Source organism: Vibrio sp. THAF64 (assembly GCF_009363455.1).
Classification (GTDB): Bacteria; Pseudomonadota; Gammaproteobacteria; order Enterobacterales; family Vibrionaceae; genus Vibrio; species Vibrio coralliilyticus.
Map to the genome: position 1 here is coordinate 2779226 of NZ_CP045355.1, position 14112 is coordinate 2793337.

The window sequence follows — 14112 nt, forward strand, 5'->3', positions numbered from 1 at the left end:
AGAACGCACAGCCCCTTGATGAAGCTCTTTAAGCAACAATGTATTTGAAGATAAAGATTGCCGACATCACCCACACACTAAGGGAAACGTCACGACCTTTACCACTGAATAATTTGATTGCCGCGTAAGCGATGAAGCCAAGAGAAATACCTTCCGCAATAGAGAAAGTCAGAGGCATCAGCAAACACGTCACAACAACTGGTGCCGCTTCTGTCAGGTCTCGCCAATCAATGCTCACCAAACCAGAAAGCATGAGGATCGCCACATAAAATAGCGCACCAGCCGTCGCATACGCAGGGATCATACCAGCCAATGGCGAGAAGAATAGAGCAAGTAGGAACAAAATACCAACTACAACAGCGGTTAGACCTGTGCGACCACCAGCGGCAACACCAGATACACTCTCAATGTAAGAAGTCGTGTTTGACGTGCCCAACAGAGCACCTACCGAAGTAGCAGTTGAGTCAGCAAGAAGTGCTTTATTCAGACGAGGAATTTTACCATCTTTATCCATCAGACCTGCTTTTTGAGACACACCAACCAGCGTGCCAGCAGTATCAAATAAGTCGACGAAAAGGAAAGCAAAAACCACTGAAATCATACCGATCTCAAATACTGCAGAAAAATCCAACTGCATGAAGGTCGGTGCAATGCTTGGTGGCGTTGACATGATGCCACCCCATTGCACATCACCAAACGCTAAACCTAAGCCAGTAACCGCCAAAATAGCGATCATCACCGCGCCTTTTACGCCACGGTGAACCAGTGCAATAGTCAGGAAGAAGCCAATTGAAGCTAGTACTGCAGGTAACGAAGTAATCGAGCCAAGAGAAACAAGTGTCGCCGGGTTATCAACCACGATACCTGCATTCTTTAACGCGATAAATGCCAAGAACAAGCCAATACCCGCCGAAATACCCGTGCGCAAAGAAAGTGGGATGGAGTTTATGATCCACTCTCGGATCTTAAACACACTCAATAGAATGAATAGCACACCGGATACAAATACTGCTGCTAATGCAACTTGCCATGTATATCCCATACCAAGAACAACGGCGTAGGTGAAAAAGGCGTTCAGCCCCATTCCCGGAGCCTGGGCGATTGGGTAGTTAGCGACAAAGCCCATGATGAAACAGCCGATAGCCGCCGCTAAACAGGTCGCGACGAAGACAGCACCACGATCCATACCGGCATCAGCTAAAATAGCCGGGTTTACAAAGATGATGTAAGCCATGGTAAGGAAGGTTGTCATACCGGCTATGATCTCAGTTTTTACATTCGTTCCGTGTTCACTGAGCTTGAATATTTTTTCGAACATAATCGAATTCCAAAGGGTAAAAGTAAACGGTTGCGTAATCGATTGGCGGGATTATAAAGTCTACAAATGGCAAATTCCAGATAGAATTAGGACTCTAATCAATATTTCTATCTGTAAAACTTGCTCTCAAACGCCCCACCTAAGTGAACATTAGTAAAAAATCCTATTAGTTCAATACATAACAGTGATGTACCTACGAGCCTTTGAAAGGTGATTTTTTCAACCATGTCGTAAACTTACATTGAAGAAAAAGCCCTGAAACGAGATTGGATATGTGTTTATGCGAATAAAATGAAGCAAAGCTGATGAGAATAGAGAAATCATGCCATTGCGGCAGACATTTTCAGCAGATAAAAAAACGCCACTCAAATTGAGTGGCGGTTGAATCATGTCAGCAAATTAGGAGCTGTAATAAAATTCCAATTATAGGGGTGAACAAACTTGTTCGAGAGTCACAAGCTCGGAATTAGTAACCGAAGCTCGTTGGATATGCAAAATTGCCAGTGTAAACAGAGTTGTTTATCCAGAATGTTGCACTTGGTAAACCTTTCATAACTATCACCTTCTAAATCAATGAAAACAGATAACAAATATTGATTTCTCAGTTCCTTGGAGGCGACAAATCGGACTCATCCTTTGAGCATTTTCTCTTCGCTTTCGAAGTTGGTTACTAATATACCCCAAAGAAAATTAATTACAACAACAAAAGTGACAAAAGTCACATAAATTTCAAAAAATGACTCAGATCAAATGATTTTAGTAATTAAATTACAGAAATATTAATTTAGATATTACTTTTATTACACTCAATAAGAATACAGTCTCACATGGAAAAATCATTGAATCTAGGTTCTGTGATGACAGCGAAACATTTCGTTTCTGCTTTTACTACTACCTAACCTTAGGTAGTGCTATTCTGTGCCTCTCTACCCAATAGGTCAGATTTGGTTTTTTGTTCGTTTAATTAACGCAATTACCTAACAAGATCTGGCATTATTATGATTAAGGAGTCATCCGTGTCTGAATTCCATTCTGAAATCAGCAACTTATCACCTGCACCATTATGGCAGTTTTTCGATAAGATCTGCTCTATCCCTCACCCTTCTAAACATGAAGAAGCGCTCGCTCAATACATTGTGGGCTGGGCGACTGAGCAAGGCCTAGATGTCCGTCGCGATCCGACGGGCAATGTTTTCATTAAAAAGCCAGCAACACCTGGCATGGAAAACAAGAAGGGCGTAGTTCTTCAAGCACACATCGATATGGTGCCGCAAAAGAATGAAGACACGGATCATGACTTCACTAAAGATCCTATCCAACCTTATATAGACGGTGAATGGGTAACCGCAAAAGGGACCACTCTAGGTGCAGACAACGGTATGGGTATGGCGTCTTGCCTAGCAGTACTGGCATCTACCGATATTAAACACGGCCCGATTGAAGTACTTCTGACTATTGATGAAGAAGCAGGTATGACAGGTGCCTTTGGCCTGGAAGCAGGCTGGTTAGAAGGTGAGATTCTGCTGAACACCGACTCTGAGCAAGAAGGCGAAGTCTACATGGGCTGTGCAGGCGGCATTGATGGCGAAATGACGTTTGACATCAAGCGCGAAGCGATCCCTGCGGGCTACGTAACTCGTCAGTTGGTATTGAAAGGTCTGAAAGGCGGTCACTCTGGTTGTGATATCCATACTGGTCGAGGTAATGCGAACAAACTTGTCGCTCGTTTCCTAGCCGGTCACGCACAAGAGCTGGATCTACGTATGGTTGAATTCCGTGGCGGTAGCCTGCGTAATGCGATTCCGCGTGAAGCGTTCGTGACTGTCGCTATCCCTGCTGAAAATGAAGCTAAGCTTGCTGAACTATTCAACTTCTACACTGACTTACTGAAGCAGGAGTTAGGAAAAGTAGAAACAGACATCGTTTCATTCAACGAAGCCATCGAAACCAGCGAGCAAGTACTGGCGATTGCTGATCAGCAACGTTTTATCGCTGCACTGAATGCTTGTCCTAACGGCGTGATCCGCATGAGTGACGAGATCGAAGGCGTTGTAGAAACATCTCTGAACGTGGGCGTTGTGACCACAGAACGCGATAAGATCAACGTACTTTGCCTAGTTCGTTCATTGATTGACTCAGGTCGTCATCAAGTTGAAAGCATGCTGACATCCGTAGCGGAGCTGGCAGGAGCTAAGATTGTTTTCTCTGGCGCATACCCTGGCTGGAAACCAGATGCAGACTCTGAAATCATGGCTATCTTCCGTGATATGTACGAAGGCATTTACGGCCATAAGCCAAACATCATGGTCATTCATGCTGGTCTAGAGTGTGGCCTGTTTAAAGAACCGTACCCGAACATGGACATGGTTTCTTTTGGTCCAACGATCAAATTCCCACACTCGCCAGACGAGAAAGTGAAAATCGACACGGTTGCTCTATTCTGGGATCAAATGGTCGCGCTATTGGAAGCGATTCCAGAGAAAGCCTAACCCGCTCGTCCTATAGAAAAACTAGTCAAAAGCCAGTGGGAAACCGCTGGCTTTTTTGTTATCGACTTTAATAATCAATTTTTGTCGTCACGGTGAAATTAATTCGTTAGTCACCCTCACCTCTCGCTGATACAGTCGCCGCCGTTGAAGCGCCATAGGCAATCCATCTTGCCCACTTCAACCCCTATAACAGATACACGCTATCCGTTGTATCGGGGGATGCTCGGTTCTCAGAGCATCTTGATTACTTTCTCAATGTAAATGAAATGCAATGAACGAAAAACTGCTAGTGGGCTGGCGAGAAACCCTGAGCCTTCCTGAGTTAGGTATAGAAAAGATCAAGGCAAAAATTGATACCGGAGCCAGAACTTCGTGTCTGCACACATTCAAAGTCGAGAGTTTCCATAAGGGTGCTGAGCTATGGGTCAGATTCTGGATTCATCCTTTGCAGCGTGATAACTCACAAGAGGTAGTGTGCGAAGCCAAAGTCATCGACCAACGTGTTGTACGCGATTCTGGAGGCCATGAGGAAACACGTTATGTAATTGAATCGACAATACGACTCGGTCAGCAAAGTTGGAAAGCGGAGTTGACGTTAACCAATCGTGAAAACATGGCATTTCGCATGTTGTTAGGCCGTACTGCAATGCACCATCGCATGCTTGTCGACCCTGTTAAATCGTTTTTAGTCCCCTTCGAGGAAAACCAACAATGAAAATCGGTATTCTGTCTCGCAACGCCAATCTGTACTCAACCAAGCGTTTGATCGAAGCGTGTCAGAAACGTGGCCACGACGTAAAAGTGATCGACGCGCTACGCTGCTACATGAACATTAACTCGGATAAACCTGAGATTCACTTTAAAGGCGAAGAGTTATCGGGGTTCGATGCCATTATTCCACGTATTGGTGCATCCGTGACTTTTTACGGCACAGCTGTACTGCGACAATTTGAAATGATGGGGGTTTACCCAGTCAACGAGTCAGTGGCTATTACGCGCTCGCGCGACAAACTGCGTTCTATGCAGTTACTGTCTCGTAAAGGCATAGGTATGCCGGTTACCGGATTTGCTAGCAAACCCGATGATGTCAAAGACTTACTAGACATGGTCGGCGGAGCTCCAGTCGTGATCAAATTGCTTGAAGGCACTCAAGGCATTGGCGTGGTGTTAGCTGAAACACGTAAAGCAGCAGAAAGTGTTGTCGAGGCTTTCATGGGACTGAAAGCCAACATCATGGTTCAGGAGTACATTAAGGAAGCTGGTGGTGCTGACATTCGATGCTTTGTGATTGGTGATAAAGTGATCGCGGCAATGAAGCGTCAGGGCGCAGAAGGTGAGTTCCGTTCTAATCTGCACCGCGGTGGCAGCGCGTCACTCATCAAAATAACCCCAGAAGAGCGTCGTACTGCGATTGCTGCGGCAAAAGTCATGGGGCTCAACGTTGCTGGAGTGGATCTACTAAGATCGGAACGGGGCCCTTTGGTGATGGAAGTCAACTCTTCACCAGGTTTAGAAGGTATTGAAGCAGCAACAGGCAAAGACATTGCAGGCATGATCGTCGAGTTTATCGAGAAAAATGCCTCAACCAAAAGGACTAGAACTCGTGGCAAAGGCTAAGATCAATCGCGTGTTTGACATTCTCGGCGAGCAAATCTCGCCGGGACAAAGAAAGGTGGTAGAGCTAGAGTCAGCAAAACTCTATACCCACTCTCCTTTGTCGATCCCAATCGAAGTCACCAATGGGAAATTTGCAGGGCCAACTCTGATGGTTAATGCCGCCATCCATGGTGATGAACTCAATGGCGTAGAGATAGTCCGTCAGTTAATCAACACCATTGATGCACAAAAACTAAAAGGCACTGTGATCGCAGTGCCTATCGTTAACGTGTTTGGCTTTATTCATAAATCACGTTATTTGCCCGATAGGCGTGACCTGAACCGCTGTTTTCCCGGCAGTGAGAAAGGTTCGCTGGCTTCTCGCATGGCAAGCGCTTTCTTCAATCAGGTGGCAAAACGTTGTGACTATATTCTCGACTTACATACTGGTGCGATTCATCGTACTAACTTACCGCAGATTCGGGCAGACCTAAGCAATCCTGAAACGCTGCGAATTGCACAGGCCTTTGCCACCCCAGTCATTGTGGATGCCCCTTTAAGAGATGGCTCACTGCGCAGCGAGGCCGAGCGTCTGGGGATCCCAGTGCTGACTTACGAAGCAGGAGAAGCACTGCGATTTGAGCCTATTTGCATCAATGCCGGTTATATCGGCGTGAAACGTGTAATGCAAGCAATTGGCATGTTACGACCAAGCCGTAAAAAGCTTCCAGAGCCCGTTATCGCCAAATCCACCAGTTGGATACGAGCGGAAAGCGATGGGATTCTGCGTACCGTAGTGACATTAGGTGAAAAGGTAACGAAAGGCCAAACATTAGCCTTCATAAGCGCCCCACTGGGACACAGTGAAATTGAGCTAAAAGCTCATAAAGGCGGCATTGTGATTGGCCAACAAACTCTTCCCTTAGTCAATGAAGGGGATGCCGTGTTTCATTTGGCCTATTTTGTCGAAGATGACCAACAAGTGGAACAGGTTGTAGAAGAGTTCATTGAAGAGGTGATCGACTCCGATCTGGAACCGCTAACAACAGGTCAAATTCAATCTTCAATCTAAGCAAGAAAACCGCTTACACCTTTTATGATGTAAGCGGTTTTCTCTTTAAATATCGCCTGTTAAGTTGCTTAACCGAAAGACGCCCAAATAACCGTGGCAACCAATACAGGGCAGACAAATTTCACGTAAGCAGGCCAGAGCTTTCCAAACCAGCCTTGCGTAAATTCTGGGTAGCCATGCTCAAGTTCTTTGATTTTCGAGTGACGATTCCACACCCAACCACCAAACAAACAGAAGAGTAACGCTGCAGCAGGTTGAAGGTACTGGGTTGCGACGGTTGCAACCAAGCCAAATAAAGCACCAAAATTAAACACGATCACGATACTCACCAGCGCAATTAAACCACCAAGCACCCAGCTTGTGGTACTGCGTTTAGTGTTAAAGCGCTCCCCCACCAGCGCGACCGGACACTCCAGCATAGAGATGGAAGAAGTCAGTGCCGCAATCGTCAGCAGTAGGAAGAACACAATCGCAAACAGCTGGCCTAATAAACCAAGGCTATCAAACATCAAAGGCAATACGGTGAAAACCAAAGTATCTGAGCTAAGCAGAGAACCATCCTCAGCGTAGATCTGCACACCTTTTTGCATCGCTACAAACATCGCTGGCATAACCACCAAACCAGCGATAAAAGCAACCGCGGTATCGACCAAAGTGACGTTCATCGCCATTTTCGGTAAGTTCTCTTTCTTGCTGAGGTAAGAACCGTAGATCAGCATAGAACAGCCACCAATGGTCAGAGAAAAGAAGCCCTGCCCCATAGCAGCGAGAATCAATTTGCGATCCATCACCTTGTCAAAATCAGGGACAAGATAATGCTTAAGTCCTTCCATCGCACCGGATTGAGTCATGATATAGATGAACAACAAACCAAACAGAACGAACAAAGCAGGCATCAGGCGCGTTGACCATTTTTCGATGCCTTGTTTCACCCCGCCCTGCACGATGAGAATCGTCAGCACGTAGAAAACAACAGTACCAAACAGGTTACGCTCAACACTGAACCCCTTAAACCAGGCACTTGCGGCTTGCATACCTATCACATCAGCCACAGCACCAAGCAAAAAGCAGATCAGCCAGCCGCCTACAATGCTGTAAAACGCCAACACAGCGCTGGGCACACTTAAACCTATCCATCCTACAAGCCCACCGACTTTTTTCGCCAGAGGATTAGCGGTGAGAGAGCGCATGCTATCCACGGGGTTAGCCTGACCATGACGACCTATCGCCATTTCGACCACCAGCATTGGAAACGCCACCACCAAAATCATCACCAGATAAACCAGCAAAAATGCCCCGCCACCATTACTGGCAGCTTGAGTTGGGAAGCCCCAAATGTTACCTAAACCAACCGCAGCTCCAGCTGCCGCCAGAATAAAGCCTAAACGAGAGCCAAAGTGCTCACGTGTTTGAAAATTGTCTGCTTGTGCCATACCGCTTAACTCGCACCCGTAAACTAGTTGACTAGTACAATATTACAAAGCTCTTATTCACTCCAGCTATGAGGTTATTAAGTAACCAGAACAAGGCAAATAAATAGGAAATTAAGCTGTAAATTAATTCATACAAAGAATTTTTAACCAACCAGTAAGCAAAAATTGAAGCGTGAAGTGCGCCGAACAACCAATGTAATGAAAGATTCGAACTAATTTTCACCGTGATATCCGACGAATAAAACCCAAATAATCATTAAGTTAGCGAGCAAAGCTCAGCATTTTCGCTATTGGTTATGAGTTGGTTTACTAAATCCATTAAGGAGAGAAAAATGGGTTCAAATCTGCTCAGAGGCGCCATCATCGCGGCGCTAGGGCTAAGCTACCAAGCGCACGCCTATGATTGTGCTGGCTTGGTGGTTTGGGATAGCACTGCGGTCTACACATCCGGAGATCTAGTTCAGACATCCAACCATGCTTATCAAGCCAGTCATTGGACACAGGGCAATGACCCCGTCAGCAACTCCGGTGACTGGGAAGCATGGAAAGATCTTGGGCAATGTGACACTGGCGGTGGCAACGCAGCTCCAGAGGTATCCATATCTTCTCCTGTCAATAATGCCGAGATCCCTGAAGGCACAGTCACCACGATACAGGCTTCCGCCAGTGATAGCGATGGCAGCATCGCTCAAGTGGCCTTCCAAGTTGATGGTCAGAACATTGCGACGGTCACACAAGCGCCCTATCAAACAGATTGGACCGCGGTCGCAGGTGCTACCACCATTTCCGTTATTGCCACTGACAATGAAAACGCAACATCAGAAACGCAGATTGCAATCAGTGTCACCTTAGCTGGCGAACCTATTCCTCCTTCTGTCACTTTAACCAGCCCTTCAGGCAGCGAGCAATTGACGGAAGGCGACCTTCTCACATTGAGCGCAAATGCCTCCGACACAGATGGTAGCGTTGATAAAGTTGAATTTTTTGTCGATGGACAATTGATTGCTAGCGATACATCTGCACCTTACGAAACCACGTGGACCTCAGTCAGTGGCACTCATACCTTCAAGGCCAAAGCCACAGACAACGACAACCAGACGACCTCAACACAAGAAGTATCGCTGGTTGTCGCCAGCAACGCAGCAGGTGGCTGCGCAGGGCTACCGACTTATACCGCAGGTACCAGCTACAGTGCGGGTCAGTTGGTACAGAACCACAATCAAAAATACCGTTGTGACATTGCTGGTTGGTGTTCTTCAGCCTCAGCTTGGGCCTATGAGCCAGGACAAGGAGACTATTGGGATGAAGCATGGACGGGGTTAGGCGCTTGTGCCGCTCCACCGGCGGTAACCATCACTAGCCCTAGTGACAATCAAATATTGCTTGCTGGCAGTACGGTCAGTTTCGCTGCTGACGCGTCTGACTCCGATGGGACAGTAAGCCAAGTCGAATTCTTCGCAGGCAGTAACAGCCTAGGTGTGGTGACACAGCCACCTTACGCGGTGAGTTGGACAGCGACTCAGGTTGGCCTAAATAGCCTCAAAGCCGTCGCGACAGACAATGAAAACAACACGGGCGAAGCGACGGTTTCGGTAACAGTCAGTGACCAAGACTTAGTGGTTGCACTGACATCGCCAGCACCGGGCCAAACCGTCGGGTTAGGTAAATCGGTCCAGTTTGCCGCCGATGCAACATCGCTGTCTGCCAGCGTGGCGCAGGTCGATTTCTTAGTGAACGGAGCGATTGTCGGCACAGATACCACTGCACCATACAGCTATTACTGGACCGCAGGTGCGGTAGGTAGCTATACCGTTGCGGCCAAAGCCACAGACTCAGCCAACAGTGAAGTGACGTCCGATGCTGCGACAATTTCTGTAGTTGAACAGACAGAAAAAACGCACAAGTTGATCGGATACTGGCATAACTTCGTCAACGGTGCAGGGTGCCCAATGCGATTGGCGGATATGTCGGACGCTTGGGATGTTATCGACATTGCATTTGCCGAGAATGATCGCAACAGCGATGGTACTGTCCACTTTAACCTTTACTCTGGTGATATCCATAGCAGTTGTGCTGCACTTGACCCAACGCAGTTCAAACAAGACATGGCAGCGCTACAAGCTAAAGGTAAAAAGTTTGTCCTTTCTCTTGGTGGTGCAGAAGGCACGATTACACTCAATACTGATCAGGATGAAGCCAACTTTGTCTCCAGCTTGACTGACATCATCAAGGAATGGGGTTTCGATGGTCTTGATGTCGACTTAGAGAGTGGATCTAATCTGGTTCATGGCTCGCAAATTCAGGCACGCTTAGGCCGAGCACTACTGCAAATCGAGCAAAACATGGGTGGGGATATGTACCTGACTATGGCGCCAGAACACCCTTATGTTCAAGGCGGATTCGTGGCTTACAGTGGCATTTGGGGGGCGTACATTCCGGTCATTAATGACACACGCAGTACACTAGATCTTCTCCACGTACAGCTATACAACAATGGTGGCCTGCCGAACCCTTACACGCAAGGTAGTGCTGCTGAAGGTTCAGTCGATATGATGGTTGCCCAATCTAAGATGCTGATTGAAGGCTTTAAGCTGGCAGATGGCTCTCAGTTTGCGCCGCTTCGAGATGATCAAGTCGCTATCGGCTTGCCATCAGGTCCTAGCTCAGCGAACTCAGGGCAAGCACCGACTCAAAACATTCTTGATGCATTAGATTGTCTGACTAAAGGCACCAGTTGTGGCTCAGTTGCTCCTGCCTTTAACTATCCTAATTATGCGGGTGTGATGACCTGGTCGATTAACTGGGATGAGCACGATGGGTTCATCTTCTCAGGTCCTGTCGGCGACAAGCTGACCCAGATGAATAACAGCCAATAAAAGAGAAGAGCGCCGTTTGGCGCTCTTCTCTTACCGGGATTTAAATAGTGAAAATCTGATAATCTTTTAGCTGTGGAATTTTCTTATGTAATTCCTGCTCTTGCTCAGCCATATTATCAAGTGAGTCACAGAATTCCTGACTCTGTTTCTCCACGTCGACGGAGTGTTCTTCAAGTCTTTTTGCAATTCGCTCTTTCAGCTCACTCATAGTATCCGCCATCTCTGTCAGATTCAGACCACCTTCCGCTTTCATTTTTTCCGACATCGCATTGAATGCACTGGTGATGAACTCTTCATTGAACAACTTCTTCGCGCTTTCAAAATCTTCCGCCCACGTTTCGCGCAGTGAGCCAAAGCTGTCCGCTGGTAAAACCAAATCGCCATTTTGGTAATAACGAGCTTCGATGTCGGCGTAAAACTGCTGCATGGAGGCTTTCACACTGTCGAAAGCTTCCGGCGCATCGAAACTTTGGCCAACATCATCAATAATGTCGTTCGTCAAAGCCAGACCATCTTGAGCAATCTGCTTTGCTCGTGGCAAGTAATCATTTAAATTGCTGCGATAGTCAGCGATCGCTTGCTGCTGTGACGCATCTAAAGGGATGACCTCTCCATGAATAGTCAAGGTGTTATCAGCATTCACAATCGCACTGTCACCACTGACTTGATGGATCTCTAACGTCTCACCATTAATGCGGATATCATTTTTCAAATCGACCTGACATTGAGCTGCGTATACCTGACTCGCCATCAGCAACGGGATGGTCATTAGTACTCGTTTCATTTTAATCTCACCGTATTGACTCTTCGCTACCCTAACAAAAACTCAACGCACTTGCGTCAAATTATCGTATCTACCTCATAGCTAAAGGTGGTTGTCGCGACCTGATACTCTACTTCATCCCCCATAGACTTACCTTTCATAGCAAAGCCAAGTGGTGAATCGAACGTGACTAACATGACTTCTTGTTGCTGATGCTGGACTTTCAAACCACCCGTGCAAGGCGCAACAAAAAACCATCGACGGTTATCCTCAAGATCAATTAAAGAAACCAGACTACCAAGAGTGATTCGCTCTGATTGCTGTGGTAGTTGAAGATGAGCCATGACATCCAGATCTCGTTCGCATTCCTGTACACGCATGGCCTGTCCATGAGCAAGGTAGGATGCCTCCAGCGCCAAAGTATCATATTTGTGCTCTGGAACAGTTTCTTCATCAGTGGCAGATTCAATCGCACGTTGAGTAGCATTGTTGGCCACTTCAAGAGAGTGTTGCATCGCAGTCAATATGGTTTGCAGTAACTCCGATTTATTCATACTAAAATCATGTTCCTTCCCGTCTAATCCCTCTAGAATACTACGTCAGGCACTCTCGTCATACTGGTAACAGGCAAATGCAAACATCAGGCAACCAAGATAAAATCCACGCTACATTACGCACCGCTTTCGGCTTTGAGCAACTCAGAGACGGGCAATATCAAGTAATAGATAAGGTTTTGGATGGCAAGTCCTGTGCGGCTATTTTCCCGACAGGTTCAGGAAAATCTCTTTGTTATCAGCTATCTGCTTTATGTTTACCACACCTGACCTTAGTCATTTCTCCTCTACTAGCATTGATGAAAGATCAGCTCGAATTCCTGCACAGCAAAGGGATCGCGGCAGCCTCTCTCAACTCCAGCCAAAGCAAGGAAGAAGTCCAACGGATCATGGCGCAAGTGCGTAATGGCGATGTGAAGATCCTAATGGTGTCTGTCGAACGACTGAAAAATGAGCGTTTTCGTCACTTTTTATCTCAGCTCAGTATCTCGCAATTGGTTGTCGATGAAGCGCACTGTATCTCAGAATGGGGGCACAATTTTCGCCCTGACTACCTAAAGCTTCCTCAGTTTCAACAAGAACTCGCGATTCCTCAAGTTCTCCTTTTGACCGCAACGGCAACGCAAGCAGTATTGGATGACATGAGTAAGAAATTCAACATAGCGCCGCATGACATTACGGTCACTGGGTTTTATCGACCTAATCTGGACATTTCAGTCATGCCCTGTTCGCAAGCAGAAAAAGATGACGCCTTGTTATCGTTCATCAGCCAAAATCCAAAGTTACCTACCATTGTTTACGTAACTCAGCAGAACAGTGCCGAGCGTATTGCCAAGTTACTTGCCGAACAAGGCGTTAAAGCCACGGCTTATCACGCGGGACTAGACAGTGAAACCCGAGAACGAATTCAGCAGAACTTTATGTCTGGTCAGACAGATTGCATTGCCGCTACCATCGCTTTTGGTATGGGAGTGGATAAATCGGATATCCGCCGTGTGATTCATTTTGATTTACCTAAATCAATTGAAAACTACGCGCAAGAAATTGGCCGAGCAGGTCGAGACGGACAAACTTCACAATGCATTTTGCTCGCCAATGAGGACGGTGTATGTACGTTGGAAAATTTTGTCTACGGCGATACACCTGAATACGATGAAATCCATAACGTCATTCAGCAAGCCGTTGCATCAGAGCAAAACTGGGAAGTGGTGATCTCTCGTCTTTCCTCTGACAGTAATATTCGTCAGTTGCCACTGAAAACATTGCTCGTGTACATGGAGATGGCTAAGGTCATCACCGCCCAATACAGTTACTTCGCCGATTATCGCTTCAAATTCATTAGGCCTAAGCAGGATATTATTGAACACTTCGATGGCGAGAGGCGCCAATTTAGTGAAGCGTTGTTCCACTGTTCACCGCAAGCCAGACTCTGGTGCCAGGTTGATTTTGACGCTCTGTGGCAAAGCTACCAAGGCGAGCGCTCGCGTGCTGTCGCCGCACTAGATTATTTCCACCAAAACGGATGGATTGAACTGGAAAGCAAGTTAATGACCGAAGTGTATCGGGTCAGCCCACCTCAACAATCTATCGAAGACCTCAGTGAGCAGCTTTGGCAACTGTTTAACAACAAAGAGCGCAGTGACGTGGAACGTATTCACAACCTGTTAGCGTTGTTCAAATCCAAACACTGTTTGAGTAAGGCGTTAGCAAACTACTTTTCAGACAGCCAAGCCCCTGAGCAGTGTGGCCACTGTAGCGTATGTCGTGGAGAACAACATGCTTGGCCAGATGCGCTAAACCCACAATTAGATCGCGAACAGATTGCTGACTGGTTGGCTCCTCTTCAAGGTAAATCCGCCTCGCCATTATCCAACAATCTTAAAACGAAGTTCCTGTGCGGCATAGCTACCCCTTGGTTTACCAAAGTTAAAGCGCGCAGCTTAGCTGGGTTTGGCAAACTCAGTGAACATCCATATCAGCAAGTGCTGAGCGAAATTGAGTCACTTTAGTT

The 14112-nt window shown here is 46.7% G+C and carries 10 protein-coding genes; 6 read left to right on the forward strand and 4 right to left on the reverse strand.

Features of this window, described 5'->3' with window-relative positions; genetic code table 11:
* Positions 1–28 precede the first annotated feature (28 nt).
* Complete coding sequence (locus FIU99_RS12975; protein WP_006957929.1) at positions 29–1318, reverse strand: NCS2 family permease; 1290 nt, start codon at positions 1316–1318, stop codon at positions 29–31.
* 1016 nt (positions 1319–2334) lie between these two features.
* On the opposite strand from FIU99_RS12975, the gene FIU99_RS12980 reads away from it, so the two are divergent.
* The 4 genes from FIU99_RS12980 (at position 2335) to FIU99_RS12995 (ending at position 6475) form a co-directional block, all read left to right on the forward strand.
* Positions 2335–3807, forward strand: coding sequence for an aminoacyl-histidine dipeptidase (locus FIU99_RS12980; protein WP_006957930.1), 1473 nt, complete (start codon positions 2335–2337; stop codon positions 3805–3807).
* 271 nt (positions 3808–4078) lie between these two features.
* Positions 4079–4522, forward strand: a complete 444-nt coding sequence (locus FIU99_RS12985; RefSeq protein ID WP_006957931.1) for an ATP-dependent zinc protease — start codon at positions 4079–4081, stop codon at positions 4520–4522.
* On the forward strand, positions 4519–5424 hold the full coding sequence (rimK, locus tag FIU99_RS12990; protein ID WP_006957932.1) for a 30S ribosomal protein S6--L-glutamate ligase: 906 nt from the start codon (positions 4519–4521) through the stop codon (positions 5422–5424). The genes FIU99_RS12985 and rimK overlap by 4 nt, the downstream gene beginning before the upstream one ends.
* Positions 5384–6475, forward strand: coding sequence for a succinylglutamate desuccinylase/aspartoacylase family protein (locus FIU99_RS12995; RefSeq protein ID WP_006957933.1), 1092 nt, complete (start codon positions 5384–5386; stop codon positions 6473–6475). Before rimK ends, FIU99_RS12995 begins: the two co-directional genes overlap by 41 nt.
* Before the next feature lie 68 nt (positions 6476–6543).
* On the opposite strand, the gene FIU99_RS13000 is transcribed toward FIU99_RS12995, so the two are convergent.
* Positions 6544–7908 (reverse strand): sodium-dependent transporter, encoded by a 1365-nt coding sequence (locus FIU99_RS13000; protein WP_006957934.1) that lies wholly within the window; start codon positions 7906–7908, stop codon positions 6544–6546.
* Positions 7909–8240: 332 nt separating this feature from the next.
* Between FIU99_RS13000 and FIU99_RS13005 the strand changes: the two genes are divergently transcribed.
* On the forward strand, positions 8241–10784 hold the full coding sequence (locus FIU99_RS13005) for an Ig-like domain-containing protein (RefSeq protein ID WP_152472301.1): 2544 nt from the start codon (positions 8241–8243) through the stop codon (positions 10782–10784).
* Positions 10785–10824: 40 nt separating this feature from the next.
* On the opposite strand, the gene FIU99_RS13010 is transcribed toward FIU99_RS13005, so the two are convergent.
* Positions 10825–11568 (reverse strand): YggN family protein, encoded by a 744-nt coding sequence (locus FIU99_RS13010; RefSeq protein WP_039951251.1) that lies wholly within the window; start codon positions 11566–11568, stop codon positions 10825–10827.
* Positions 11569–11624: 56 nt separating this feature from the next.
* Positions 11625–12101 (reverse strand): GreA/GreB family elongation factor, encoded by a 477-nt coding sequence (locus FIU99_RS13015; protein ID WP_006957937.1) that lies wholly within the window; start codon positions 12099–12101, stop codon positions 11625–11627.
* 77 nt (positions 12102–12178) lie between these two features.
* Here FIU99_RS13015 and FIU99_RS13020 point away from each other — a divergent pair, with 77 nt between their 5' ends.
* Positions 12179–14110: an ATP-dependent DNA helicase RecQ gene (locus tag FIU99_RS13020; RefSeq protein WP_152472302.1), complete on the forward strand. Its 1932-nt coding sequence runs from the start codon at positions 12179–12181 to the stop codon at positions 14108–14110.
* The last annotated feature ends 2 nt before the right edge of the window (positions 14111–14112 follow it).

Bases quoted from the DNA above. Each gene is read 5' to 3' on its own strand.
- FIU99_RS12975 (WP_006957929.1), bottom strand. From the start codon at position 1,318: ATGTTCGAAAAAATATTCAAGCTCAGTGAACACGGAACGAATGTAAAA.
- FIU99_RS12985 (WP_006957931.1), top strand. From the start codon at position 4,079: ATGAACGAAAAACTGCTAGTGGGCTGGCGAGAAACCCTGAGCCTTCCT.
- rimK (WP_006957932.1), top strand. From the start codon at position 4,519: ATGAAAATCGGTATTCTGTCTCGCAACGCCAATCTGTACTCAACCAAG.
- FIU99_RS12995 (WP_006957933.1), top strand. From the start codon at position 5,384: ATGCCTCAACCAAAAGGACTAGAACTCGTGGCAAAGGCTAAGATCAAT.
- FIU99_RS13000 (WP_006957934.1), bottom strand. From the start codon at position 7,908: ATGGCACAAGCAGACAATTTTCAAACACGTGAGCACTTTGGCTCTCGT.
- FIU99_RS13005 (WP_152472301.1), top strand. From the start codon at position 8,241: ATGGGTTCAAATCTGCTCAGAGGCGCCATCATCGCGGCGCTAGGGCTA.
- FIU99_RS13010 (WP_039951251.1), bottom strand. From the start codon at position 11,568: ATGAAACGAGTACTAATGACCATCCCGTTGCTGATGGCGAGTCAGGTA.
- FIU99_RS13015 (WP_006957937.1), bottom strand. From the start codon at position 12,101: ATGAATAAATCGGAGTTACTGCAAACCATATTGACTGCGATGCAACAC.
- FIU99_RS13020 (WP_152472302.1), top strand. From the start codon at position 12,179: ATGCAAACATCAGGCAACCAAGATAAAATCCACGCTACATTACGCACC.